Source organism: Mesorhizobium sp. B2-1-3 (assembly GCF_006442495.1).
Taxonomy (GTDB): domain Bacteria; phylum Pseudomonadota; class Alphaproteobacteria; order Rhizobiales; family Rhizobiaceae; genus Mesorhizobium.
In genome coordinates this window covers 52930-76081 of sequence record NZ_VFWL01000001.1, presented here as the reverse complement: position 1 = coordinate 76081, position 23152 = coordinate 52930, and the positions used below count along the sequence as shown (strand labels likewise).

At 62.5% G+C, this 23152-nt stretch carries 26 protein-coding genes; 16 read left to right on the top strand and 10 right to left on the bottom strand.

Annotation, left to right across the window (positions count from 1 at the left end):
* Window positions 1-107: 107 nt before the first annotated feature.
* On the bottom strand, window positions 108-1139 hold the full coding sequence (locus tag FJ973_RS00390; protein ID WP_140554575.1) for a LacI family DNA-binding transcriptional regulator: 1032 nt from the start codon (window positions 1137-1139) through the stop codon (window positions 108-110).
* Between the two features lie 166 nt (window positions 1140-1305).
* On the opposite strand from FJ973_RS00390, the gene FJ973_RS00385 reads away from it, so the two are divergent.
* From FJ973_RS00385 to FJ973_RS00375, 3 genes are read left to right on the top strand one after another with little or no spacing between them, the layout of a single operon-like run.
* A complete protein-coding gene (locus FJ973_RS00385; protein ID WP_140491229.1) occupies window positions 1306-2403 on the top strand; it encodes a fatty acid desaturase family protein in 1098 nt (365 codons plus the stop codon).
* Window positions 2404-2448: 45 nt separating this feature from the next.
* Window positions 2449-2763, top strand: coding sequence for a MocE family 2Fe-2S type ferredoxin (locus FJ973_RS00380; RefSeq protein WP_140554574.1), 315 nt, complete (start codon window positions 2449-2451; stop codon window positions 2761-2763).
* On the top strand, window positions 2760-3998 hold the full coding sequence (locus FJ973_RS00375) for an FAD-dependent oxidoreductase (RefSeq protein WP_181170850.1): 1239 nt from the start codon (window positions 2760-2762) through the stop codon (window positions 3996-3998). The genes FJ973_RS00380 and FJ973_RS00375 overlap by 4 nt, the downstream gene beginning before the upstream one ends.
* 69 nt (window positions 3999-4067) lie before the next feature.
* Here FJ973_RS00375 and FJ973_RS00370 read toward each other — a convergent pair whose 3' ends face one another.
* The 5 genes from FJ973_RS00370 to hslV form a co-directional block, all read right to left on the bottom strand.
* Window positions 4068-5027 carry a DUF1402 family protein gene (locus FJ973_RS00370; protein ID WP_140554572.1) on the bottom strand — a complete coding sequence of 320 codons (960 nt, stop codon included), beginning with the start codon at window positions 5025-5027 and terminating at the stop codon, window positions 4068-4070.
* 163 nt (window positions 5028-5190) lie between these two features.
* The gene (gene hslU, locus FJ973_RS00365) at window positions 5191-6501 is read right to left on the bottom strand and encodes an ATP-dependent protease ATPase subunit HslU (RefSeq protein ID WP_140517738.1); all 1311 of its coding nucleotides are present in this window, start codon (window positions 6499-6501) and stop codon (window positions 5191-5193) included.
* A gap of 4 nt (window positions 6502-6505) precedes the next feature.
* Window positions 6506-7105 (bottom strand): DUF2585 domain-containing protein, encoded by a 600-nt coding sequence (locus FJ973_RS00360; RefSeq protein WP_140491219.1) that lies wholly within the window; start codon window positions 7103-7105, stop codon window positions 6506-6508.
* 3 nt (window positions 7106-7108) lie between these two features.
* A complete protein-coding gene (locus FJ973_RS00355; RefSeq protein ID WP_140491217.1) occupies window positions 7109-7642 on the bottom strand; it encodes a GNAT family N-acetyltransferase in 534 nt (177 codons plus the stop codon).
* Between the two features lie 73 nt (window positions 7643-7715).
* A complete protein-coding gene (gene hslV / locus FJ973_RS00350) occupies window positions 7716-8267 on the bottom strand; it encodes an ATP-dependent protease subunit HslV (RefSeq protein WP_140491215.1) in 552 nt (183 codons plus the stop codon).
* Between the two features lie 213 nt (window positions 8268-8480).
* Here hslV and hisB point away from each other — a divergent pair, with 213 nt between their 5' ends.
* The 10 genes from hisB (at window position 8481) to FJ973_RS00300 (ending at window position 15964) form a co-directional block, all read left to right on the top strand.
* Entirely contained in the window at window positions 8481-9080 is a 600-nt protein-coding gene (gene hisB, locus FJ973_RS00345) for an imidazoleglycerol-phosphate dehydratase HisB (protein WP_140491213.1), read from the top strand.
* Between the two features lie 4 nt (window positions 9081-9084).
* Window positions 9085-9561 carry a DUF2628 domain-containing protein gene (locus tag FJ973_RS00340; RefSeq protein WP_140554571.1) on the top strand — a complete coding sequence of 159 codons (477 nt, stop codon included), beginning with the start codon at window positions 9085-9087 and terminating at the stop codon, window positions 9559-9561.
* A gap of 1 nt (window position 9562) precedes the next feature.
* The gene (gene hisH, locus FJ973_RS00335; RefSeq protein WP_140517743.1) at window positions 9563-10213 is read left to right on the top strand and encodes an imidazole glycerol phosphate synthase subunit HisH; all 651 of its coding nucleotides are present in this window, start codon (window positions 9563-9565) and stop codon (window positions 10211-10213) included.
* A gap of 6 nt (window positions 10214-10219) precedes the next feature.
* On the top strand, window positions 10220-10510 hold the full coding sequence (locus FJ973_RS00330; RefSeq protein ID WP_140524112.1) for a DUF1330 domain-containing protein: 291 nt from the start codon (window positions 10220-10222) through the stop codon (window positions 10508-10510).
* 4 nt (window positions 10511-10514) lie between these two features.
* A complete protein-coding gene (gene hisA, locus FJ973_RS00325; protein ID WP_140554570.1) occupies window positions 10515-11264 on the top strand; it encodes a 1-(5-phosphoribosyl)-5-[(5-phosphoribosylamino)methylideneamino]imidazole-4-carboxamide isomerase in 750 nt (249 codons plus the stop codon).
* Window positions 11261-12097 (top strand): arginase family protein, encoded by an 837-nt coding sequence (locus FJ973_RS00320; protein WP_140554569.1) that lies wholly within the window; start codon window positions 11261-11263, stop codon window positions 12095-12097. The genes hisA and FJ973_RS00320 overlap by 4 nt, the downstream gene beginning before the upstream one ends.
* Window positions 12094-12888, top strand: coding sequence for an imidazole glycerol phosphate synthase subunit HisF (gene hisF / locus FJ973_RS00315; protein WP_181170860.1), 795 nt, complete (start codon window positions 12094-12096; stop codon window positions 12886-12888). The genes FJ973_RS00320 and hisF overlap by 4 nt, the downstream gene beginning before the upstream one ends.
* A 33-nt stretch (window positions 12889-12921) precedes the next feature.
* A complete protein-coding gene (locus tag FJ973_RS00310; protein WP_140554568.1) occupies window positions 12922-13245 on the top strand; it encodes a phosphoribosyl-ATP diphosphatase in 324 nt (107 codons plus the stop codon).
* Window positions 13246-13268: 23 nt separating this feature from the next.
* Entirely contained in the window at window positions 13269-14228 is a 960-nt protein-coding gene (coaA, locus tag FJ973_RS00305; protein WP_140491197.1) for a type I pantothenate kinase, read from the top strand.
* Between the two features lie 143 nt (window positions 14229-14371).
* On the top strand, window positions 14372-15964 hold the full coding sequence (locus FJ973_RS00300) for a hypothetical protein (RefSeq protein ID WP_140554567.1): 1593 nt from the start codon (window positions 14372-14374) through the stop codon (window positions 15962-15964).
* Here FJ973_RS00300 and FJ973_RS00295 read toward each other — a convergent pair.
* The 4 genes from FJ973_RS00295 to FJ973_RS00280 all read right to left on the bottom strand — a co-directional run bounded on the left by FJ973_RS00295 (window position 15958) and on the right by FJ973_RS00280 (window position 19374).
* Window positions 15958-16575: an alpha-ketoglutarate-dependent dioxygenase AlkB gene (locus FJ973_RS00295; RefSeq protein WP_140524103.1), complete on the bottom strand. Its 618-nt coding sequence runs from the start codon at window positions 16573-16575 to the stop codon at window positions 15958-15960. The genes FJ973_RS00300 and FJ973_RS00295 overlap by 7 nt on opposite strands.
* Window positions 16576-16678: 103 nt before the next feature.
* Window positions 16679-17152 carry a peptidoglycan-binding protein LysM gene (gene lysM / locus FJ973_RS00290; RefSeq protein WP_140554566.1) on the bottom strand — a complete coding sequence of 158 codons (474 nt, stop codon included), beginning with the start codon at window positions 17150-17152 and terminating at the stop codon, window positions 16679-16681.
* 89 nt (window positions 17153-17241) lie between these two features.
* A complete protein-coding gene (arfB, locus tag FJ973_RS00285; protein WP_140491189.1) occupies window positions 17242-17679 on the bottom strand; it encodes an alternative ribosome rescue aminoacyl-tRNA hydrolase ArfB in 438 nt (145 codons plus the stop codon).
* 84 nt (window positions 17680-17763) lie between these two features.
* Window positions 17764-19374, bottom strand: coding sequence for a phosphoenolpyruvate carboxykinase (locus FJ973_RS00280; RefSeq protein ID WP_140554565.1), 1611 nt, complete (start codon window positions 19372-19374; stop codon window positions 17764-17766).
* A 342-nt stretch (window positions 19375-19716) separates the two neighbouring features.
* On the opposite strand from FJ973_RS00280, the gene FJ973_RS00275 reads away from it, so the two are divergent.
* From FJ973_RS00275 to FJ973_RS00265, 3 genes are all read left to right on the top strand, one after another.
* Entirely contained in the window at window positions 19717-20418 is a 702-nt protein-coding gene (locus tag FJ973_RS00275) for a response regulator transcription factor (protein ID WP_010912942.1), read from the top strand.
* Between the two features lie 143 nt (window positions 20419-20561).
* Window positions 20562-22346, top strand: coding sequence for a sensor histidine kinase (locus FJ973_RS00270; RefSeq protein ID WP_140491185.1), 1785 nt, complete (start codon window positions 20562-20564; stop codon window positions 22344-22346).
* 210 nt (window positions 22347-22556) lie between these two features.
* Window positions 22557-23003: an HPr kinase/phosphorylase gene (locus tag FJ973_RS00265; RefSeq protein ID WP_140554564.1), complete on the top strand. Its 447-nt coding sequence runs from the start codon at window positions 22557-22559 to the stop codon at window positions 23001-23003.
* The last annotated feature ends 149 nt before the right edge of the window (window positions 23004-23152 follow it).

The window sequence follows — 23152 nt, the reverse complement described above, 5'->3', positions numbered from 1 at the left end:
TTGCGGCAGACCGGGCTGCCCGAAGGTTTTATCGTTTCATGGAAACGCCCTACCTTCCGTCCTGACGCGACCTGGACGGAAAACCGCTGCGCATTCCTGAAATGGCTTCAGATGTTTTCCGGCAAATAGATGTCGAAGGGGAGGAATGTCTGGCCCGGCGCATTGGCCGCACCGGTTTCGATGGCATGCGCCATCCGATCGACGAGCTCGCGACAGAGCGCGGCAAGGGGCGTCGAGATCACCATCGTCAGGATGTTGTCGGCAAGCGCGGCGCGCGATTCGGCGTTGATCTCGTTGCAGACGACCACCGGCATGCTTGCGGGCTTCGCTGTCCGCAGCGCCGAGACGGCGCCCTCCATGCCGCCGCCGGCGACGTAGCAGCCGACAAGATCCGGATATCGCCCCAGAAGATCGATCGTCGCATCATGGGTCACCTGGTTGGCCTCCAGATTGACCAGCGTCTCCAGCACGTTGAAGTCCGGCGCATGCTCGCGAAAGAAGGAGCGGAAGCCGATCTCACGCAGCTCATGGCCGTGGAAGCGATGGCTGCCGACAAAAAGGGCGACCTTGCCGGGCTTCCTCGCAGCCTTCGAGATCATCCAGGCGGCGGTGCGGCCGACCTTGCGGTTGTCGAGCCCGACATAGCCTTCGCGGATGCCGGCGGCGAAGTCGGACAGCAGGGAGAAGACCGGCTGCCCCCTGGCCTTTAGCGCCTCCACGACCGCCGTCAGCGTCGGATGATCAGGGCCGACCACGGCGATCGCCCGCGATTTCGCCGCCAGCCTGCGCATCTGGGCGGCGATCTCATCCGGGGCCAGGGAACTGGCGAAATCGATGGTTGCGACGCCACGGAAGCGCTGCGATTGTGCGACCGCGAGTTCGAGTTCCCGCGCGAAATCGCCATAGAAAACGTCATTGCCCCGAAGCAGCAGGAAACCCAGCCGATACTCGGGCAATTCCTGGCGCATACGCTGCTTGATCAGGCCTGCGGCGTGATAGCCGATCTCGGTCGCGGCGTCATAGACGCGGCGCGCCGTTTCCTCGCGCACAGGCAGGCGGCTGTTGAGCACCCGGTCCACCGTGGCGACGCTGACGCCGGAGATGCGCGCCAGATCTGATATGGTCGGCCGTTTCGCCATGTCTGTCCTCATTTGACCGTGCATCTTTCCTACATCTTGATGATAGGAAATGATAGAAACTATCTTTATGATGTTGAGTCTATCATGAGCTAGCGTTATTTTCAGCCTCGAAGTCAGGAAATGTCGGGCATTCGCGTGGCGGATGCCCTTGCCGAGGGAGGCAACCATGCATGCTGCGCCGTCCCGGCGTGACTACAGCCTGATCGGCCGCGACGCCAGGCTGGCCGTCGAGACCGGCCTGTCGGCGGCCGAATGGTATCACACCGACATTCCCCGCAAGCAGATGAAGGAGCTGATGCAGCGCTCCGACGCGCCCGCGCTCCGCGACACGGCGATCTGGATCGCCGCGCTCATCGTCAGCGGCGCCGGCGGTGCCTGGTTCTGGGGCACCTGGTGGTGCGTGCCGTTCTTCTTCGCCTATGGCGTGCTCTACGGCTCGTCCACGGATTCCCGCTGGCACGAATGCGGCCATGGTACGGCCTTCCGCACGCAGTGGATGAATGATTGGGTCTATCAGGTCGCCTGCTTCATGATCATGCGCAACCCGGTGACCTGGCGCTGGAGCCACACGCGCCATCACACCGACACCATCATCGTCGGCCGCGACCCGGAAATCTCGGTTATGCGGCCGCCGGACCTGGTGCGCGCCATCCTCGGCTTTGTCGGCGTGCTCGACGCCTGGCATGCGATGTCAGACATGCTGCGCAACGCCGCCGGCAACATCAGCGCGGCCGAAAAGACCTTTATTCCCGAGCAGGAACAGCCGAAAGCGATCCGCATCGCCCGCATCTGGACCGCGATCTATGCCGCAACCATCGCGCTGGCGCTCTATACCGGCTCGTTCCTGCCCTTGATGCTGGTCGGCCTGCCCAGGCTCTATGGCGCCTGGCACCACGTCATGGTCGGCCTGCTGCAGCATGGCGGTCTTGCCGACAACGTCACCGACCATCGGCTGAACAGCCGCACCGTCTACATGAACCCGATCAGTCGTTTCATCTACTGGAACATGAACTACCACGTCGAGCATCATATGTTCCCGATGGTGCCCTACCATGCGCTGCCGAAGCTGCATGAACTGATCAAGCATGATTTGCCGGCGCCGACGCCGTCGATCCTGGCCGGCTATCGCGAGATGCTGCCTGTCTTCTGGCGCCAGTTGCGCAACGAGGATTATTTCCTCAAGCGCGAGCTGCCGCCAACGGCCAGGCCGTATCGCGAGGATCTGCACAACGACAATGCTGCCTTCAACGCCGCGGCGGAGTGATATCCGCCCGTGAGGCGCGATCGGGAAATTTCGCGGGAGAAATGTATGAGCGACTGGGTCGAGGCCTGTGCCGTGGGAGACATCGACGAAGAAGATGTGATGCGGTTCGATCACGGCGGCCGCAGCTACGCCATCTATCGCAGCCCCGATGACGAGTATTTCGCCACCGACGGCCTGTGCACGCACGAAAAGGTGCATCTCGCCGACGGGCTTGTCATGGACGAGATCATCGAATGTCCCAAGCACAATGGCCGCTTCAACTACAAGACAGGCCAGGCTAAGGGCGCGCCGGCCTGCGTCAATCTCAGCACCTATCCGGTCAAGGTCGACGCCGGCAGCGTCCTCGTCCAGATCGGATGACCGGTATGACGCGCGGAATGGTCATCATCGGCGCCGGGGAATGCGGCGGCCGGGCAGCGCTTGCATTGCGTGACCTCGGCTATGAGGGACCGGTGACGCTGGTCGGCGACGAGCCGCATCTGCCCTATGAACGGCCGCCTCTGTCCAAGGACGCCATGGCCGGCGGCGTGCCCGAGATCAAGGCGATCGCCAGCGACGAGATCCTCGCCGAAAAGTCGATCCGGCATATTCATTCCATTCAAGCTGTAGCGATCGATCGCGCCGCGCATGCCGTGCGCCTGTCGGCCGGTTCGGTTCTGCCCTATGACAAGCTGCTGCTGGCGACCGGCTCGACGCCGCGCAAACTGTCGATGTCTGGCCTTGACGGGCGCTGCGTCTACCTCCGCACCTTCGCCGATGCGCTGGCCATCCGCGCCCACCTCAAGGCGGGTAACCGCATTGCCGTCATCGGCGGCGGCTTCATCGGCCTCGAACTCGCCGCGGCGGCCCGCAAGCTCGGCGCTGCGGTCACCGTCATCGAGGCGCAGCCGCGTATCCTGATGCGCGGCGTACCGGCCGAGATCGCCAAGGTCGTCCATGACACCCACGTCGCCGAAGGCGTCGACATAACGTGCGGCGAAGGCATTGCCTCGATCGCCGACGACGGCAGGCAGGCGCGCATCGTGCTTGCCGGCGGCCGCGAAATCCTCGCCGATCTCGCCATCATCGGCATCGGCGCCGTGCCGGTGACGGCTCTTGCCGCCGAAGCGGGACTGGCCATCGACAACGGCATATCAGTCGATGCCGAACTGTGCAGCAGCGACGCCGACATCTTCGCTGCCGGCGACTGCTGTTCGTTCCCGCTTGCCGTCTATGGCGGCCGTCGCGTGCGGCTGGAGGCCTGGCGCAACGCCCAGGAACAAGGCGCGCTGGCGGCAAAAAACATGCTCGGCGCCGCCGAGGCACATGCGGCGGTGCCGTGGTTCTGGTCGGATCAATATGGCCTGTCCCTGCAGATCGCGGGGCTTTCCGACGAAGGCCGCAGCACGGTGCGCCGCGATCTCGGCGAGGACGCCTTCATCCTCTTTCACCTTGCCGAGGACGGCAGGCTGGTGGCCGCCAGTGGCATCGGGCCGGGCAATGCGGTCGCCCGCGATATCAGGCTGGCGGAGATGCTGATCGGCAAACGGGCGAGGCCGGCGCCGGAAGCGCTCGGTTCGCAGGCGGTGAAATTGAAGTCGCTGCTGGCGGCGTAGGATGCAACGCCAATTGTCAGGGTCTGCGGCGCAGGCGTTGGCAAATTAACGTCAGCGCGCCTGAGCTCCCTAAAACAGCGCCTTCAGCTCCGGTAGTTTGTCATTGACCAGCCAGCCGTAATAATTCTCCTCCGGCAGCTTCACCGGCTCGCCGGCGGCGCTGCGCTTCTCGTTCTCCGCCTTCAGCGCATAGGCGCGCTGCTCGGGATTGCCGACATTGTAGAGCGTGGCGGTCAGGCCCGGATTGCTCGAAATGTCGAAGCCGGCGATGCTCTTGTAAGCGTCGATCGATTTCCGGATCGTCGCGGCGACGTAAGGCAGCGTCAGGTCGGGATCCATGATGGTCTTGTAGACCGCATTGGGATCGCCGACGTCGAGCTTGGGCAGGCCGGAGACCTTGTGCACGAGATCGCTCATCTGGAGCGCGGTCAGCGGATTGAGCTGGCCGAGACCAAAGGTCTGGCCGGCATAGTAAGGTTGGAAGAAAGTGGCGCCGAAACGGTCGTTGGGAAAGTCCTCGCCGCCCACCGTCTTGCCGCGGAACGAACGGTTCCACACCTGTTCGCGGCATTCCCACAAATCGTAACTGTCGGACATTCCGGCGCATTTCCTGAATTCCGGCCGCTGCACGAAATCCGTGATGTCCTGGCCGTCATAGGCGAAGGACAGTTTGCTGGAGAGATAGGAGATCGCCTTGACGTAGTAGGTCTGCAGCCGGTCGTAGGCGTCGACATTGTAGGTGTGCTCGCCGACGATGGCGCCGACAATGTGCATTGGATCGATGCCGTAGACGCTTGCCGCCTTCTTGATCTTGGCGCGCAGGTCGGCGTCGTTCTGCAGCAGCGCATAGACCTTGCGGTATTTTGCCTGGAACGTGGTGTTGGTGGCCTGCGTGCGCCGGCTCGAGGCTCCCGGAATCCCGGGTTGCTCGGCATTGCGGTTTCCCGGCGGCACCAGGGTTGCCGCGTCGGCGCCGAACAGCGTTGCCGCCAGCGTCAAGCCGAGAATGACTGGGATGAGTTTTTTCATGCGCCCCGCCGCCTAGAGAATTGCCGCGCAAATTAGGTAAAGCTCCTGGTCGAGTCGAGAGCGGCCCTGCGCTCGGCAGAACGAAAGGTGGCCGAATGATACCATCCGGCCACACATGATCCATTCGCCCGACAGGCGCCGGAACGATCCGGCGCGCGCCTGCTCAAAGAATGAAGCGCGACAGATCGGTGTTCCTCGACAAGTCGCCGACATGTTTCTCCACATAGGCGGCGTCGATGGTCACCGCAGTGCCGTTGCGGTCCGGCGCGTCGTAGGAGATCTCGTCCAGCACGCGCTCCATCACCGTCTGCAAACGCCTCGCGCCGATGTTCTCGACGCTGGCGTTGAGGTCGACGGCGATGCCGGCCAGCGAATCGATGGCGTCGTCGGTGAAGGTCAGGTCGACGCCTTCGGTCTTCATCAGCGCGATATACTGCTTGATGAGGCTCGCTTCCGTCTCGGTCAGGATACGAACGAAGTCCTCCTTTTCCAGGGCGCGCAATTCGACCCGGATCGGCAGGCGGCCCTGCAGCTCTGGCAAAAGGTCGGACGGCTTCGAGACGTGGAACGCACCCGATGCGATGAACAGGATGTGATCGGTCTTCAACGGCCCATATTTGGTCGCCACCGTGGTGCCTTCGACCAGCGGCAGCAGGTCGCGCTGCACGCCTTCGCGCGAAGGGCCGCCGGAGATGTCCGACCGGGCCGCAATCTTGTCGATCTCGTCGAGGAAGACGATGCCGTCATTTTCCGCGGCGTCCAGCGCCCGGCGCACCACCTCGTCCTGGTCGAGCAGCTTGTCGGACTCGTCGTTGACCAGCAGGTCGTAGGATTCCTTCACCGTCGTCTTGCGCAATTTGGTCTTCTTGCCGCCCATTGCCTTGGACAGCATGTCGTTGATATTGAGCACGCCGATATTGGCGCCCGGCATGCCGGGAATCTCGAAGCCGGGCATGCCGCCATTGCCGGTGTCGGCCACTTCGATCTCGATCTCCTTGTCGTCGAGTTCGCCCTCGCGCAGCTTCTTGCGGAAAGAATCGCGTGTGGCAGGGCTGGCGGTCTTGCCGACCAGCGCTTCCAGCACGCGTTCCTCGGCGTTGACATGGGCGCGCGCCTTGACGTCCTCACGCATCTTCTCGCGCACCAGGCCGATGGCGACCTCGACGAGGTCGCGCACGATCTGCTCGACATCGCGGCCGACATAGCCGACCTCGGTGAATTTGGTCGCCTCGACCTTGACGAAGGGCGCACCGGCCAGCCGCGCCAGGCGGCGCGAGATCTCGGTCTTGCCGACGCCGGTCGGCCCGATCATGAGGATGTTCTTCGGCATCACCTCTTCGCGCATCTGCCCCTCCAGCTGCTGGCGCCGCCAGCGGTTGCGCAAGGCGATGGCCACGGCACGCTTGGCGTCCTTCTGGCCGATGATGAAGCGGTCGAGTTCCGAAACGATTTCGCGGGGAGAAAATGTGCTCATATCACTAAATTCCACTTTGCCACTGCTTGATGGCCTCGAACGGATGCAGCAGCATGATCACGTTGAGTGTCAGATTGTCCCGAATAAGGTAGCCCGTACCCAGTTCGAAAAGGATGGCGAGGCTGACGATCACCCATATAGGTAGCCTTCGCGCCATCACAAATCCCAGCACCATGGCCAGCGTGTCCGACACCGAATTGATGATGCTGTCGCCGTAATAGTCGAGCGAGATGGTGCCGGCGCGGTAGCGCTCTATGATGAACGGGCTGTTCTCGATCAGCTCCCAGCCGCCTTCTATGAAGACGGCGAAAGCCAGCCGCAAGCCGACCGGCGAACGCGGAAACAGGAACCTGGCCAGCGCATAGAACAGGAAGCCGTGGATGATGTGCGAGAACGTGTACCAGTCCGATATATGCTGGGAATTCTCGGAACTGTTCACCACGCCGTGCCAGAGCTTGACATAGCCGCAGGTGCAGATCGGCGGATGCCCCATGCCATAGAGGGCTCCAGCCTGGAAGATGACCAGGGCGAGCACGAGCAGAAGCCCCATCCGCCAGCTGTCTTCATACGCCGAGAGCGTTCTGTCCTCGCCAACTGCGTTCATCCGTCAGTTCCCCGCTTCCGTGTCGCCCGCTTGCGTCTCGTGCGCATCGATTGCCATCAGCACGACATCACCATATCTGGATTGCCGGCGATCAATTGCGCGGAATCCCGCCTTTTCATAGGCGCGGATGGCGCGGCCATTGGATGGGTCGGGATCGATGATGACGCGCGGCACGCCTTCCTCGAACAACTGCTCGACGAACTGGCGCACCATCGCCGAGCCATGGCCGATGCCGACCAGTTCCGGCCGGCCGATCGACAGGTCGATGCCGAGCGTCCCGAACGGCTGGTCGGCATAAGGGTGGTCTTCTTCCAGGTGTGGATCGTAGCTTTGCAGGTAAGCGATCGGCGTGCCGTCGAGTTCCACGATCAGCGGCTCGACGGAAATCGAATCGATATGATCGCGAATCTCGGCGATTTCCGTCTCTGGATCGTCCCACCACTGAGCGACATGGGGTTCGGCGAGCCAGCCGGCGATCATCGGCAGGTCCTTCTGGGTCACCGGTCGAAAATCGTAGCTATGTTCGTGTCTTTCCATGATCTTCTCCGAAGCCGTCTCCATTTTTCGCTTGCGCGGTCTTTCGGATCGGGATCATGGACGCCGGCCTGTTTCAGGCGGCATTGAGTGTTTCGACGACGAAATTGTTGTTGGTGTAGACGCAGATGTCGGAGGCGATCTGCATCGCCTTGCGCGCGATCTCCTCGGCATCCTTGTCGCTGTCCATCAAGGCGCGGGCCGCAGCCAGCGCATAGTTGCCGCCTGAACCGATGGCCATGACGCCATGCTCGGGCTCGAGCACGTCGCCGGTGCCGGTCAGCGCCAGCGAGACCGACTTGTCGGCCACCAGCATCATCGCTTCCAGCCGGCGCAGATAGCGGTCGGTGCGCCAGTCCTTGGCGAGTTCGACACAGGCGCGCGTCAACTGGTCGGGATATTGTTCGAGCTTGGCTTCGAGCCGCTCCAGAAGCGTGAAGGCGTCCGCCGTGGCACCGGCGAAACCGGCGATCACGTTGCCATCCTTGCCGATGCGGCGCACCTTTCTCGCGTTGCCCTTCATGATGGTCTGGCCAAGGCTGACCTGGCCATCGCCGGCGATCACCACCTTGTTGCCCTTGCGCACCGTCACGATAGTCGTGGCGTGCATGGTCAGTTCATTGGACATTTGCTGCTCCGATTCGCGCCATCCCTCAAAAGGCGATTGGCGCGGTACGAGTGACTTTGATCGGCCCATATGTATGCATGGGGGCGGTGATTGCAAACGCTCGATACCGGCCTGGATCGCAACTGGCAATCGCCGGATCATGCTGCTAGAAGGCTTTCGTTTTCAAGCAGGCGAACGCCTGAAGCGCTTAAACTCACGGACAAGGACAAGGCCATGTCGCCCCGTTCCGCCGAAATCAGCCGCAAGACCAGGGAAACCGACATTGCCGTGTCGGTCCATGTCGACGGCTCCGGCAAATCGGACATCGTGACCGGCGTCGGCTTCTTCGATCATATGCTCGACCAGCTTTCGCGCCATTCGCTGATCGACATGACCGTTCGGGCCAAGGGCGACCTGCACATAGACGACCACCACACGGTCGAGGACACCGGCATCGCGCTCGGCCAGGCGCTGGCCAAGGCGCTGGGCGAGCGGCGCGGCATCATGCGCTATGCCTCGATCGATCTTGCCATGGACGAGACGCTGACGCGCGCGGCGATCGATGTCTCCGGCCGTCCCTTCCTGGTGTGGAACGTTTCGTTTTCCTCGCCCAAGATCGGCACCTTCGACACCGAGCTGGTGCGCGAATTCTTCCAGGCGCTGGCACAGAACGCTGGCATCACGTTGCATGTCACCAATCACTATGGCGCCAACAACCACCACATTGCCGAAACCTGCTTCAAGGCGGTGGCGCGTGCGCTGCGGACAGCACTGGAGCGCGATCCGCGCCAGCCGGACGCGGTTCCCTCCACCAAGGGATCGTTGAAGGGATAGCGTCATGGCCAGCTATGTCGTGATGGAACCGCCGGGCCCTGGCGAAAAGGCCGATGCGACGGCGCTTGTCCGCGACGGCTTCACCTGGCTCGGCCTGCTGGTGCCGCCGCTGTGGTTCGCCTGGCATCGGCTGTGGATCGAAGCGGCACTCACCTTCATTGTCATGGCGGTGCTTTCGATGCTTGGCGAAAGGCTCGGTCTTGGATGGGCCGGCTCGCTGCTGTCCCTGCTTGTCTCGCTCTATGTCGGGCTGGAAGGACAGGCGCTGCGCATCGCGGCACTCCGCCGCCGCGGGTGGCGCGAATGGGGGGTGGTCGAAGCCGGTTGGCTCGACGATGCCGATGCGCGCTTTGCCCTGGAGGCCGAGCGACATGCGGATGAAGCCGAGCCTGCGCCGCGCATGGTGCCGGACGCCGCCCTGGCGCGCCCGGCGCAGCCGGGCATGGCGCTGGGGCTGACCCACATTCCGGGAAGACGCTGACATGCGCGTTGCGATCATCGATTACGGCTCGGGCAATTTGCGCTCGGCCACCAAAGCCTTCGAGCGCGCGGCGCGCGAGGCGGGCATCGCCGCCGGCATCGACCTGACCGCCGACGCCGAGCGGGTGCGCACGGCCGACCGCATCGTGCTGCCCGGCGTCGGCGCCTATGCCGATTGCGCGGCCGGCCTGCGTGCCGTCCCCGGCATGTGGGAAGCTGTCGAGGAAGTCGCCATCGCCAAGGGGCGTCCTTTCCTCGGCATCTGCGTCGGCATGCAGCTGATGTCGCAGCGCGGCCTCGAAAAGACGATCACCGATGGCTTTGGCTGGATATCAGGTGACGTGAAGGAGATCACGCCGGCCGATCCGGCACTCAAGATCCCGCAGATCGGCTGGAACACGATCGAGCTGATGCGCAAGCATCCGCTGTTCTCCGGCGTTCCAACCGGGCCAACCGGCCTGCACGCCTATTTCGTCCATTCCTATCATCTCGATGCGCGCAAGCCCGACGAGGTGCTCGCGGTCGCCGACTATGGCGGCCCGGTAACGGCGACCGTCGCCCGCGACAACCTCGTCGGCACGCAGTTCCACCCAGAGAAGAGCCAGGCGCTGGGCCTCGCCCTGATCACCAATTTCCTGCGCTGGAGGCCTTGAGGAGCCATGAGCAAGAAGGGCTATTGGATGGCGATGATCGATGTTCGCGATCCCGATCTGTACAAGCGGTATATCGAGGCGAATGCCGTTGCCTTCGCCAAGTACGGCGCGAAATTCGTCGTGCGGGCGGGACGCCACGAGAGCCCGGAAGGGCCAACCGGCAACCGCCACGTCCTGGTCGAGTTCGAATCCTACGCCAGGGCGGTCGAATGCTATCATTCGCCGGAATATCAGCAGGCCTCTAAATTCCGGCTTGCCGCCTCGACCGGCCATTTTGTCATTGTCGAAGGCGCCTGAGAAAATGATCCTGTTTCCGGCAATCGACCTCAAGGACGGCCAGTGCGTGCGCCTCAGGCACGGCGACATGGCGACCGCGACCATCTACAACGACGACCCGGCCGCCCAGGCAAAGGCATTTGAAGAGCAGGGCTTCGAATGGCTGCATGTCGTCGACCTCAATGGCGCCTTCCAGGGTCAGAGCGTCAACAGCGCCGCGGTCGGCGCCATCCTCAAGGCGACCAAGAACCCGGTGCAGCTCGGCGGCGGCATCCGCACGCTCGAGCAGATCGAGGACTGGCTCGACCGCGGACTGGCCCGTGTCATCCTCGGCACGGTGGCCGTGCGCGATCCGGACCTGGTCAGGCAGGCCTGCAAGGCCTTTCCGGGCAGGGTCGCCGTCGGCATCGACGCCAAGGGCGGCAAGGTGGCGGTCGAGGGCTGGGCCCAGGCGTCGAGCCTTGGCGTCGTCGAACTGGCCAGGAAATTCGAGGGCGCCGGCGTCGCCGCCATCATCTACACCGACATCGACCGCGATGGCGTGCTGACCGGCATCAACTGGGATGCCACGATCAGCCTCGCCGACGCCGTGTCGATCCCCGTCATCGCCTCTGGCGGCCTCGCCTCGGTCGCCGACATCGTGCGCATGACCATGCCCGACGCGCAAAAGCTCGAAGGCGCGATCTCCGGCCGCGCGCTTTACGACGGCCGCATCGATCCGGCCGAAGCATTGGCGATCCTGAAAGGCGCGCCCCCGGTGGAGATGCGATCTTGAAAGTCTCGATCATCCTGGCCTCCTATGACAGCGGCCATTATCATGGCGGCATGGGCCAGGGGCCGGACGCGCTGATTGCGGGCGGATTGGTCGAAGCCCTGACCATGGCCGGCCACGATGTCGCGGTCGAGGACATCGGCAAGGTCGGCGATGCCCAGGAGCGTGAGATCGCCACCGGTTTCGCCGTCTGCAACGCCGTTTCAGGCGAGGTCCGCATCGCCCGCGACAGGGGACGTTTTCCAATCGTGCTGGCCGGAAACTGCCTGACATCAGCCGGCGCCGTCGCCGGCGAGGGCGCGGACGCGATCATCTGGGCCGACCAGCATGGCGACCTCAACACGCCCGAGACATCCACATATGGCTTTCTCGACGGCATGGCGCTGGCCACCGTGCTTGGCCTGTGCTGGCGCCCGATGGCGGCGGCAATTCCTGGCTTCCAGCCGATCGATCCGTCGCGCTGCGTGCTCGTCAACGCTCGCGATCTCGACCCGGACGAGAAACAGCTTCTGGAGGCATTGCCGGTGATCCGCACGGAATGTCCGGGAGCGGCAGCGACAACCGAAAAACTCAAGGTCGCCGGCGCTAAACGCGTGCACTTGCATCTCGATCTCGACGTGCACGACCCTGAGGCGCTGCAGGCCAACCGCTATGTAGCGCCGGGCGGGCCGAACCCGGAACAATTGCGCGACGCGACCTGCGCTATGGCGCTTGCGGTGCCGATCGTCGGCATCACCGTTTCCGCCTACGATCCGGCTTTCGATGCGCAGGCCGATGTGCCGCCGCTGGTCGGGCAGCTGCTCAACGATCTCATAGCCACGATAGAAGGCCGCTGATGCTGAAAGCCCGCGTCATCCCCTGTCTCGACGTCAAGGGCGGCCGCGTCGTCAAGGGCGTCAACTTCGTCGATCTCGTCGATGCCGGCGACCCGGTCGAGGCCGCCAAGGCCTATGACGCGGCTGGCGCCGACGAGCTTTGCTTCCTCGACATCACCGCGTCATCGGACAATCGCGAGACCATCTTCGATGTCGTCGCCCGCACGGCCGAGCAATGCTTCATGCCGCTCACCGTCGGCGGCGGCGTACGCCAGGTCGCCGATATCCGGAAATTGCTCCTGGCCGGCGCCGACAAGGTGTCGATCAACACGGCGGCGGTCAAGAACCCGGATTTCGTCGCCGAGGCCGCCGACAAGTTCGGCAACCAGTGCATCGTCGTCGCCATCGACGCCAAGAAAGTGTCGGGCGCCAGCGAGGCCGACCGCTGGGAGATATTCACCCACGGCGGACGGGAAAAAACCGGCATGGATGCGATCGAATTCGCCCGGAAAATGGTCGATCGCGGTGCCGGCGAGATCCTGTTGACCTCGATGGACCGCGACGGCACCAAGGCCGGTTACGACATCGCGCTGACCCGCGCGGTATCGGACGCGGTGCGCGCCCCGGTGATCGCTTCGGGCGGTGTCGGCACGCTCGACCATATGGTCGAAGGCATTCGCGACGGTCATGCAGGTGCCGTGCTGGCGGCCTCCATCTTCCATTTCGGCACCTATACGATCGCCGAGGCCAAGGCCCATATGGCGCAAGCCGGCCTGCCGATGCGGCTGGACTCCTCGGGCGATCGGCCCTAGAGGCTTGCGGCTAAGAAACAGGGCCAAGGCGCCATGACTGGGTTTTCACTCTCCGACCTGGAGACAATCGTCAGCGAACGCGCCCATTCCGGCGATCCGGACTCGTGGACCGCCAAGCTTTACGCGCGCGGCATCGAGAAGGCGGCGCAGAAGCTCGGCGAAGAGGCGGTCGAGACGGTGATTGCCGCCATCAAGAGTGACAAACAGGCGCTCGTTTCGGAAAGTGCCGATCTTATATATCATTGGCTCGTCGTCCTCGGCATTTCGGGTGTGCCGTTGGACGACGTGCTTAGGGAGCTCGAAAGCCGCACCGGGCGTTCGGGTATCGCCGAGAAGGCGTCACGGTCCAAGCGCTGACCGCGAGGAGGGCAGGAATCTCGATGGATCAGCTCGCACCGACCGAGAAATATTCCCCCTTTCGCTTTTTCTCGGCCGAGCAATGGTCGCAATTCCGCGCCGACACGCCGCTGACGCTGAGCGAGGATGAATTCCGCCGCCTGCGTTCGCTGAACGATCCAATCGATCTCGAAGAGGTCAAGCGCATCTATCTGTCGCTGTCGCGGCTTCTGTCGGCGCATGTCGAGGCCAGCCAGTTGCTGTTCCGCCAGCGCCAGGCTTTCTTCAACGCCTCGGACGTGGTCAAGACGCCCTTCATCATCGGCATCGCCGGTTCGGTCGCGGTCGGCAAATCGACCACGGCGCGCGTGCTGAAGGAGCTGCTCGCGCGCTGGCCGTCCAGCCCCAAGGTCGATCTCATCACCACCGACGGTTTCCTGCTGCCCAACGAGGTGCTGCGCCGCGAAAACCTGATGGAGCGCAAGGGCTTTCCCGACAGCTACGACGTGGGCGCGCTGCTGCGCTTCCTCTCGGGCATCAAGTCGGCGCTGCCCGATATCCGCGCGCCGGTCTATTCGCACCTCACCTATGACGTCATCCCCGGCGAGTTCGTCACCATCGACCGGCCCGACATCCTGATCTTCGAGGGCATCAATGTGCTGCAGCCGGGCAAGCTGCCGCAGGACGGCAAGATCGTGCCTTTCCTGTCCGACTTCTTCGACTTCGCCATCTACATCGATGCCGACGAGAAGCTGATCCACGAATGGTACATTTCCCGCTTCATGCGGCTGCGCGAGACCGCTTTCCGCAATCCGGAATCGTTCTTCCATCGCTATTCGCAACTGTCGGAGGATTCAGCGCGGGCGATTGCCGAAGGCCTGTGGACCAACATCAACCTGAAGAACCTGCGCGAAAACATCCTGCCGACACGCGCCCGCGCCGACTTGATCTTACGCAAAGGCGCCGACCACCTCGTCGAGGAAGTGGCGCTCAGGAAGCTTTAGCTGGCGCGATTAACGGCACTTTAGGCTATCCGAGCTAGTTTCCGATGCAATCTTAATGGGATCGCAAGCAGCTATGCCTCTGTCCCAGTTTCGATCATGACCTTTAATCTTTTGCGGAGGCTCGTCCTTTTAGAGGCAATCATATGAGCTTGTCGGGCGCAAGAACGTTCGATGCGATGGTCGCATCCCAGTACCGTATCGGCAGTCTGCGGCAATTCTCGCTCGTTGGACTGGTCGTCGTGATCTCCTTTTTCATGCCTTGGACAGCGGGTGACAACACCGATGTGAGTTGGATAATCATTATCTGCGAGAAGATTTTTTCTGGTCAGAAACTCTATGTCGACATTTTAGAAACCAACCCGCCTTTTTCGGTCGCTCTGTATATCGGACCAGTGTGGTTGTCCCATAGGTTGGGAATTTCGCCGGAATTGGCGATCGAATATTTCATCTATCTTATCTTCGTCGTTTCGATTTTGTTGTCGGCCCTTGTGATCGAGAAAGGCAGGATCTTTGTCGATCTCAGAACCCAGTGGGTCTATCCCATGCTCGCGGTTCTGCTTCTGATCATGCCAGGGAATATTTTCGGACAACGCGAGCATATCGGTATGATGCTGTTCATGCCGATGCTGTTCCTGATGATGTGGCGTTCCAACGATAGTCAAGGCCAGCATATACCATTTGCACTTGCATTCACCGTTGGGCTGGCGGCAAGCGTGTTGCTGCTCGTTAAGCCCCACTGGGCACTTGGCATCGCACTGCCTTATCTTGTCATCGCCTGGCGAAGGCGGTCGCTTCTGGCCTGCCTGACTGTTGAGAATATCGTCATAGGCGCGATCTGCACGGGGTATCTCGCCAGCGTGCGAATATGGTTCCCAGAATTTCTTGATACGTTCTTGCCTTTGCTGATGCGCTACTATGTCAGTCTGCGGGCCAACATAAATATTCTGTTGGCGCTGCCGACCTTTGCGGTGTTCGTCGTTTTTATAGCCTTCCAGATGCGGAAATCTGCTTGGCGAAGTGATGTGGCAATTGCGGTAACAAGTGGCGCAGGCTTCTTTGTCTCAATGGCATATCTTGGCAAATATTGGCCCAATCACCAGTATCCGTATCAGCTTGCGTTGCTGGTCGCGATGCTGTTGGCTGTTGCATCGCGACGGCAAAAAGTGCTCGCGCTTTCAGGAGAAGAAGCGGCCTCGGAGCGCGCCAATGCGAGACTTCATTCTAGCGCCGCCTTTGCCGTGGTTGTCGCTCTCACGGTAACGCACCACCAGTTTTACCAGATGCCGGAAAAGAGCCTGGTCGATGCAATCAAGGCCCGATACTCCTCGCCGTCCATTGTTCAGGTCAGTTCGGATCTTTCCGTCGGGAATCCGCTGGCGAGGATGGTCAATGGCCGCTGGCTTTCAGCCTACGCTCATGATTGGGTTGGCGCCCATGCGCTTTGGGGTTTGATGAAAGGCAACTATCACGGCGAAGACGAACGAATAGCGCGGCACGACCTCGACAACTATACGCTTTATGTCAACTCCTTGATCCGCGACAACAAGCCGGACATCATCCTTGTCGATCGCTTGGACAAGAAGAAATCCGTGTTGTCGTTGGCGGCGAATTATCCTCCAATATGGACTACCTGGATGCGTCAGAACGCTGACTTCCAGGCCTTGATGAGCAATTACGAAGAGATCGCGCTAGGAGACTACATCGAGGTCTATGCGCGGCGCAGCAGTGCTCACTGACCCCTCGTCACCCGCCGCAGCGTCAGATTGATCCTGCCGCCATTTTTCAGCAACGCCGAGGTCGAGGGATAGATGCGGTCGACGCCGTGAAAGCAGAGGCGTCCTTCGCCGCCGAGCACGACGACGTCGCCGCTCTTCAGCCGGAACGACCGGGTCGCCCCCTCGCGCGTCGTCTGGCCGACCCTGAACAGGCAGTCGTCGCCCAGCGAGACCGAGACGACGGGTGCTGAGAAATCCTCCTCGTCGCGGTCCTGATGCAGACCCATCTTCGCATCCGGCGCGTAGAAATTGACCAGGCATGCCTGCGGCGGATGCGGGTAGGCCGAGACCTCTCGCCACAACCGCATCAGCACATCCGGGATCGGCGGCCACGGCGTCCCTGTCACGGGGTGCGTCGGCTGGTAGCGATAGCCGCGTTCCTTGTCGGTGACCCAGCCGAGCGGGCCGCAATTGGTCATGCGCACGCTCATTTCCTTGCCGGTGCGCGGCATGGCCGGCACGAATAGCGGCGCCTGCTGGACGATGCCTCTCACATCCTCCACCAGCGCCTCCTGCACGTCGCGGGACAGATAGGCCGGCATGTGGCGGACGCCCTTGGGCAGAACGAGCATGAGGTCGGTCGCTAGCTCCGTTTCGTCGGTTCGAGCATGCCATCTGAAAATGAAAACGGCGACCCGAAAGCCGCCGTTCCCGAAAAATTCGCGTCTCCCTTGATCAGGTGAGGTCTGGAATGCGTAGGACCTGCCCCGGATAGATCTTGTCGGGATGGGTCAGCATCGGCTTGTTGGCCTCGAAGATGACCGTGTTCTTGGCGCCCTTGCCCTTGCCATAGCTTTTCTCGGCGATCTTCCAGAGATTGTCGCCCTTCTGGACGGTGTAGAAGGTCGGTTCCTTGGCCGCGGCCGCCGCCGAACCGGCGGCCGGCGCGACCTGCAACTCGTCCGCCTGCACCTTGGAGACGCCTAGCGTGTTGCCGACGGCGATGACCGCCTTTTCGAAAACCGACTGGTCCTTGACCACGCCCTTCAGCACCGCCGTGTCGCCCTGGACGACGACCTGCACGCCGTCGGTACCGAGCTTGTGCGAATCGAGTTCTTTCTTGAGCGTATCGGCGCTGGGTGCCGCTTCCTCGTCACCGCCTATGCCGAGCTTTTTGCCGACGCTCTTGACGAAATCGAACATACCCATCTCCAGGTCTCCTTGCTGTGGCAATGAGTAAACCTTGCATCTGCAAAGCGAAATTGAAAGCGGGTTCACGCGCGCGATTGGTGTGTTGCTTAATCGTTCTCTACCCGGCCGCGCAGTTTCTTGATGGTGCCGCGTCCGGCCTTGCTCTTCAGCCGCCGTTCGACCGCGCCTTTCGACGGTCTCGTCTTCTTGCGCGGCGGCGGTGGCGGCTCGGCCGCCTTGGCGACCAGCGCCGTCAGCCGCGCCCGTGCATCCGCCCGGTTCTGCTCCTGCGTGCGGAAGCGTCCGGCTTCGATGACGATGACGCCGTCCTTGGTGGCGCGCTGGCCGGCAAGCCTGATCGTGCGTTCGCGCACGCGCTCCGACAGGCCGGGTGCGTTGCGTGCATCGAAGCGCAGCTGCACCGCCGTCGCCACCTTGTTGACGTTCTGCCCGCCGGGGCCGGAGGAGCGGATGAAATCCTCGTGCAGATCACCCGGATGGATCACGGCATCGTCGGCAATGATGATTGTGTCGTCGCTCGTCATGCCGCAGTCATGGCGCGGCGCACGAAAAAAGAAAAGGCCCGATCGGGACCGGGCCTTGCGAGGATGGCTGAGCCTGGCGGGCGATTATTCCGCCGCTTCCCGCATGTGCGGCGCCGCGCCGAGGACGGAGGCGTCGACATGGTTTTCGAACTTCTCGAAATTGACGGCGAACATGCCGACCAGCCTTGCCGCTTGCCGGTCATAAGCGGATTTGTCGGCCCAGGTCGATCGCGGGTCGAGGATGGCGGCGTCGACGCCCGGCACCGCCACCGGCACCTCGAAACCGAAATTGGCGTCGGTACGGAAACCGGTCGTCTTCAGAGAGCCGTCGAGTGCCGCGGCAAGCAGCGCGCGCGTCGCTTTGATCGGCATCCGCCTGCCTGTGCCGTAGGCGCCGCCAGTCCAGCCGGTGTTGACCAGCCAGCAATCGGCACCGTGCTGCGCGATCAGCTCGCGCAGCAGATTGCCATATTCCGAGGGATGGCGCGGCATGAACGGCGCGCCGAAACAGGTCGAGAACGTCGCTTCGGGCTCGGTCACGCCCTTCTCCGTTCCGGCCACCTTGGCCGTGTAGCCGGACAGGAAATGATACATCGCCTGCGCCGGGGTCAGTCGTGCGATCGGCGGCATCACGCCGAAAGCGTCGGCGGTCAGCATGATGATGTTCCGGGGATGGCCGGCGCGCCCCGTCTTGCTGGCATTGGGTATGAAGTCGAGCGGATAGGCGCAGCGCGTGTTCTCGGTGAGCCGGCCGTCGTCGAAATCCGGCACGCCATGGGCGTCGAGAACGACGTTCTCCAGCACCGTGCCGAAGCGCTGCGTGGTGGCGAAAATCTCAGGCTCCGCTTCCGCCGACAGCTTGATGGTCTTGGCATAGCAGCCGCCTTCGAAATTGAAGATGCCGTGCGGCCCCCAGCCGTGCTCGTCGTCGCCGATCAGCGTGCGCGACGGATCGGCCGACAGCGTCGTCTTGCCGGTGCCCGACAGGCCGAAGAAAATCGCGGCGTCGCCGCCAGGGCCCTCATTGGCCGAGCAGTGCATCGGCATCACGCCCTTGGCCGGCAGCAGGTAGTTCAGCATTGTGAACACCGATTTCTTCATCTCGCCGGCATAGGAAGTGCCGCCGATCAGGACGATCTTGCGGGTGAGGTCGACGGCGATCACGGTTTCGGTGCGGGTGCCGTGGCGGGCGGGGTCGGCGCGGAAGGAGGGCAGGTCGATGATCGTCATCTCGGGCACGAAATGGTCGAGCTCCGCGGCTTCCGGACGGATCAGCAGGTTACGGATGAACAGCGAATGCCAGGCAAACTCGGTGATGACTCTGGTGGGCAGCTTCAGCTCATGGTCTGCGCCGCCCACCAGGTCCTGCACGTAGAGATCCTTGTCCGCGGCGTGCGCCCGGAACTCTTCGAACAGCGTCTCGAACTGGTCCGGCGAGATCGCCTTGTTGTTGTCCCACCAGATGTCATGCTCGGTGGCGCCGTCTCGGACGACGAACTTGTCCTTGGGCGAACGGCCGGTGTGCTGGCCTGTTTCGGCGACCAGCGCGCCGTGCGCTGTCAGCCGCGCTTCGCCGCGCCTGATCGATTCCTCGTAGAGGGCGGCCGCCCCGAAATTGTAGCGCACCAGGCCAGAGGTTCTGAGACCGATACGATCGATCGCGCAGGCAGGATTGCGTTTGCCGACTTCCGACATAGGTGACCCTTCTCCGATTTGCCGCATCTTTGCCGGCGCCTTCCGGCACGCCCACTACGCGAGCTTAGATGGTCAGAACCAGAAAAGCCGAATGATATCAAATCATTAATCGATTTAAATATTTTGAAAGTTGTTTAAATCGTTTATATGTGCAAAAAGTTTCGTGGTTGCCCAAAGGATTGGCGGCGCTGGTTCGTCCAATCCATATCGAGGTGCGATCGTGGCCGCCGGCATGCCGCCCGTGACAGCGGCGAAGGCCTATGCCACATTTTGTACCTAATTTGTCCTGCAAAAGCCCCTTCTCTACCAAAGAAGGGACAGCTCATGAGGGAGCCGCTTGAAATGGCAACAATCGCGCTTGTCGATGACGACCGCAACATTCTGACCTCAGTGTCGATCGCCCTCGAATCGGAAGGCTATCGCGTCGAAACCTACACGGATGGTGCGTCCGCGCTGGAAGGCCTGGCGGCGCGCCCGCCGAATCTCGCCATCCTCGACATCAAGATGCCGCGCATGGACGGCATGGAACTCTTGCGCCGGATGCGCCAGAAATCCGACCTGCCGGTCATCTTCCTGACCTCCAAGGACGACGAGATCGACGAGCTGTTCGGCCTCAAGATGGGCGCCGACGACTTCATCCGCAAACCCTTCTCGCAGCGTTTGCTGGTCGAGCGGGTGCGCGCGGTGTTGCGTCGTGCCAGCGCCCGTGAGGCCGCGGCAAAAGCGCCCAGCCAGCAGGCGCGCTCGCTCGAGCGCGGCCAGCTCGTCATGGACCAGGAACGCCACACCTGCACCTGGAAAGGCGAACCGGTGACGCTCACCGTCACCGAATTCCTGATCCTGCATTCGCTGGCACAGCGCCCCGGCGTCGTAAAAAGTCGTGATGCGCTGATGGATTCGGCTTATGATGAGCAGGTCTATGTTGACGACCGTACCATCGACAGCCACATCAAGCGGCTGCGCAAGAAGTTCAAGGCCGTCGACGACGACTTCGAGATGATCGAAACCCTTTACGGAGTCGGATACCGGTTCCGCGAGGCGTGAATAGGCGGGTAGGCAATAGAGAATAGTCGGTAGTCAGTTTTGAATGGTGCGAGCGGCCACCCGTGCATCGCCGCAATCTCAGCCAACCATTTCTCTATTCGCTACCCGCTACTCACTAATACTAAGCAGGGAACGGCTGTTCGATGGCAGTGGAAGCACAGCGGAGCAGATCGGCGGGCGTTGCAAGGCGGCCGGCGCGCATCATGCCCGCGTTCCTGTCGAAGCTCACCGTGCCCATGCGCCGCTTCCTCGGCCATCACATTTTTTCCAGCCTGACGCGGCGTATCCTCTTCCTCAATCTCGCCGGCCTCGCAGTCCTGGTCACCGGCATTCTCTATCTCAACACCTTCCGCGACGGGCTGATCGACGCCCGCGTCGAAAGCCTGATGACCCAGGGCGAGATCATCGCCGGCGCGATCGCCGCCTCGGCGACGGTCGAGACCGATTCGATCAGCATCGATCCGGAAAAGCTGCTTGAGCTGCAGGCCGGCGAAAGCCTGGGACCGGGCTCCGACCAGCTCGACAATCTAGATTTCCCGATCAATCCCGAGCGCGTCGCCCCGGTGCTGCGCCGGCTGATCTCGCCGACCCGCACCCGCGCCCGCATCTACGACCGCGACGCCAATTTGCTGCTCGATTCGCGCCATCTCTATTCGCGCGGGCAGATCCTTCGGTACGATCTGCCCCCGGTCGACGAGGAAGAGCCCGACCTTGTCGAACGCATCCAGAAGTTCATCTTCGACTTCTTCCGCAACACCGATCTGCCGGTCTATCACGAGCAGCCGGGCGGCAATGGCGCCGCCTTCCCGGAAGTGGTCAAGGCGCTGACCGGCAGCCCGTCGACCATCGTCCGGATCAGCGAACAGGGCGAGCAGATCGTTTCCGTCGCGGTGCCGATCCAGCGCTTCCGCGCCGTTCTCGGCGTGTTGATGCTGTCGACCGAAGGCGGCGACATCGACAAGATCGTCGCCGCCGAACGCAAGGCGATCCTGCGCGTCTTTGGCATCGCGGCGCTCGTCACCGCCATCCTGTCGATGCTTCTGGCCTCCACCATCGCCAATCCGCTGCGCCGGCTGTCGGCGGCGGCCGTGCGGGTACGGCGCGGCGTCAAGAGCCGCGAGGAAATTCCTGATTTCTCCGACCGTCAGGACGAGATCGGCAATCTGTCGATTGCCGTGCGCGACATGACGAACGCGCTCTATGCGCGCATCGAGGCGATCGAGAGCTTCGCCGCCGATGTTTCCCATGAATTGAAGAACCCGCTGACCTCGCTGCGCAGCGCGGTGGAGACCTTGCCGCTGGCCAAGAACGACAATTCGCGCAGCCGGCTGATGGAGATCATCCAGCACGACGTCAGGCGGCTGGACCGCCTCATCACCGACATTTCGGATGCCTCCCGTCTCGACGCCGAGCTGGCGCGGGATGACGCGGGGACCGTGGACCTGAAGAAGTTCATCACCGACCTCGTCGCCGTCTCGCGTGAAACGACGCGCAACAAGAAGGCGGTCGAGATCGAGCTCAGGGTCGCCAAGCTGCCGCAGGGCGTCAAAGGCTATTTCGTCGTCGGCCACGACCTGCGCATCGGCCAGGTCATCACCAACCTGATCGAGAACGCCCGCTCCTTCGTGCCAGAGGAGCGCGGCCACATCATCCTGTCGCTGGCGCGCACCGGCAAGTTCAACATCCTCACCGTCGATGACAATGGTCCCGGCATCCGTGCCGACAACATCGACCGCATCTTCGAACGTTTCTACACCGACCGGCCCGCCGGCGAGGCGTTCGGCCAGAATTCAGGCCTTGGCCTGTCGATATCCAGGCAGATCGTCGAGGCCCATGGCGGCACGCTGACCGCCGAGAACATCCCCGGCACCAAGCCAGGCGAGATCAAGGGCGCCCGCTTCGTGGTTACGCTGCCGGCCGAAGCATGATCCCGAAAAGTGGGAACCGGTTTTCGGATCAGATCATGCCTCATGCAAAAATGATCCCGGATATCGCGGCCTTGCGGCCGTCATCCTCGGGCTTGTCCCGTGGATCCGCCGCACAGCGGGACTATGGTGCGAACACTATTGAAAGGCCTGCAGATACTCGGGATGACGGGGTTGGATCAGGATTTCCGAAATACATAAGCGGGCACGCTCATGCAGCCTGAAAACATCCACGCAACGGCCATCCTGATCGGCGAGCGCGGCGTTCTCGTCAGCGGCGCATCCGGTTCGGGCAAGACGACACTGGCGCTGGCGCTCATTGACCATTGCCACCCGCGAGGCTTGTTCTCACGGCTCGTCGGCGACGACCAGCTTTTCGTCATGGCACATGCGGGACGGCTGGTGTGCCGCGCGCCCGCCGCGATCGAGGGCCTGGTCGAGGTGCCCGGGCGTGGTCCGCGATCCGTGCCGTTTGAAGCGGGTGCCGTCATCGATCTGCATGTCAGGCTTTTGCCGGCCGGCGAAGTGGCACGCTTTCAGGAGGATGCCGACGACAACATCGCCGGCTGCCTGGTGCCGCGGATTGACGTTGCGGAACGCAATATTGCCGCTGCCTTGCCCGCCGTGATGGCGCATCTGTCGATCGCGCCTTTTCTATGATGCGACCGGGGTTTTTTGCTGCAATGCGTCAAAATGGCATAGGCCGGCGCAATTTTGGGCTTGTCAACGAGCCGCGCGTCGACAAGATAGCGCTCCCGCCGCCTGGAATGGCTGGCGAGCATAAAATGCGCCTGTGAAGCGGCGATGAC

Excerpts from the sequence above, each read along its gene's own strand:
- FJ973_RS00390 (WP_140554575.1), bottom strand. The coding sequence starts at position 1,139 with ATGGCGAAACGGCCGACCATATCAGATCTGGCGCGCATCTCCGGCGTC.
- FJ973_RS00385 (WP_140491229.1), top strand. The coding sequence starts at position 1,306 with ATGCATGCTGCGCCGTCCCGGCGTGACTACAGCCTGATCGGCCGCGAC.
- FJ973_RS00380 (WP_140554574.1), top strand. The coding sequence starts at position 2,449 with ATGAGCGACTGGGTCGAGGCCTGTGCCGTGGGAGACATCGACGAAGAA.
- FJ973_RS00375 (WP_181170850.1), top strand. The coding sequence starts at position 2,760 with ATGACCGGTATGACGCGCGGAATGGTCATCATCGGCGCCGGGGAATGC.
- FJ973_RS00370 (WP_140554572.1), bottom strand. The coding sequence starts at position 5,027 with ATGAAAAAACTCATCCCAGTCATTCTCGGCTTGACGCTGGCGGCAACG.
- hslU (WP_140517738.1), bottom strand. The coding sequence starts at position 6,501 with ATGAGCACATTTTCTCCCCGCGAAATCGTTTCGGAACTCGACCGCTTC.
- FJ973_RS00360 (WP_140491219.1), bottom strand. The coding sequence starts at position 7,105 with ATGAACGCAGTTGGCGAGGACAGAACGCTCTCGGCGTATGAAGACAGC.
- FJ973_RS00355 (WP_140491217.1), bottom strand. The coding sequence starts at position 7,642 with ATGGAAAGACACGAACATAGCTACGATTTTCGACCGGTGACCCAGAAG.
- hslV (WP_140491215.1), bottom strand. The coding sequence starts at position 8,267 with ATGTCCAATGAACTGACCATGCACGCCACGACTATCGTGACGGTGCGC.
- hisB (WP_140491213.1), top strand. The coding sequence starts at position 8,481 with ATGTCGCCCCGTTCCGCCGAAATCAGCCGCAAGACCAGGGAAACCGAC.
- FJ973_RS00340 (WP_140554571.1), top strand. The coding sequence starts at position 9,085 with ATGGCCAGCTATGTCGTGATGGAACCGCCGGGCCCTGGCGAAAAGGCC.
- hisH (WP_140517743.1), top strand. The coding sequence starts at position 9,563 with ATGCGCGTTGCGATCATCGATTACGGCTCGGGCAATTTGCGCTCGGCC.
- FJ973_RS00330 (WP_140524112.1), top strand. The coding sequence starts at position 10,220 with ATGAGCAAGAAGGGCTATTGGATGGCGATGATCGATGTTCGCGATCCC.
- hisA (WP_140554570.1), top strand. The coding sequence starts at position 10,515 with ATGATCCTGTTTCCGGCAATCGACCTCAAGGACGGCCAGTGCGTGCGC.
- FJ973_RS00310 (WP_140554568.1), top strand. The coding sequence starts at position 12,922 with ATGACTGGGTTTTCACTCTCCGACCTGGAGACAATCGTCAGCGAACGC.
- coaA (WP_140491197.1), top strand. The coding sequence starts at position 13,269 with ATGGATCAGCTCGCACCGACCGAGAAATATTCCCCCTTTCGCTTTTTC.
- FJ973_RS00300 (WP_140554567.1), top strand. The coding sequence starts at position 14,372 with ATGAGCTTGTCGGGCGCAAGAACGTTCGATGCGATGGTCGCATCCCAG.
- FJ973_RS00295 (WP_140524103.1), bottom strand. The coding sequence starts at position 16,575 with ATGCTCGTTCTGCCCAAGGGCGTCCGCCACATGCCGGCCTATCTGTCC.
- lysM (WP_140554566.1), bottom strand. The coding sequence starts at position 17,152 with ATGGGTATGTTCGATTTCGTCAAGAGCGTCGGCAAAAAGCTCGGCATA.
- arfB (WP_140491189.1), bottom strand. The coding sequence starts at position 17,679 with ATGACGAGCGACGACACAATCATCATTGCCGACGATGCCGTGATCCAT.
- FJ973_RS00280 (WP_140554565.1), bottom strand. The coding sequence starts at position 19,374 with ATGTCGGAAGTCGGCAAACGCAATCCTGCCTGCGCGATCGATCGTATC.
- FJ973_RS00275 (WP_010912942.1), top strand. The coding sequence starts at position 19,717 with ATGGCAACAATCGCGCTTGTCGATGACGACCGCAACATTCTGACCTCA.
- FJ973_RS00270 (WP_140491185.1), top strand. The coding sequence starts at position 20,562 with ATGGCAGTGGAAGCACAGCGGAGCAGATCGGCGGGCGTTGCAAGGCGG.
- FJ973_RS00265 (WP_140554564.1), top strand. The coding sequence starts at position 22,557 with ATGCAGCCTGAAAACATCCACGCAACGGCCATCCTGATCGGCGAGCGC.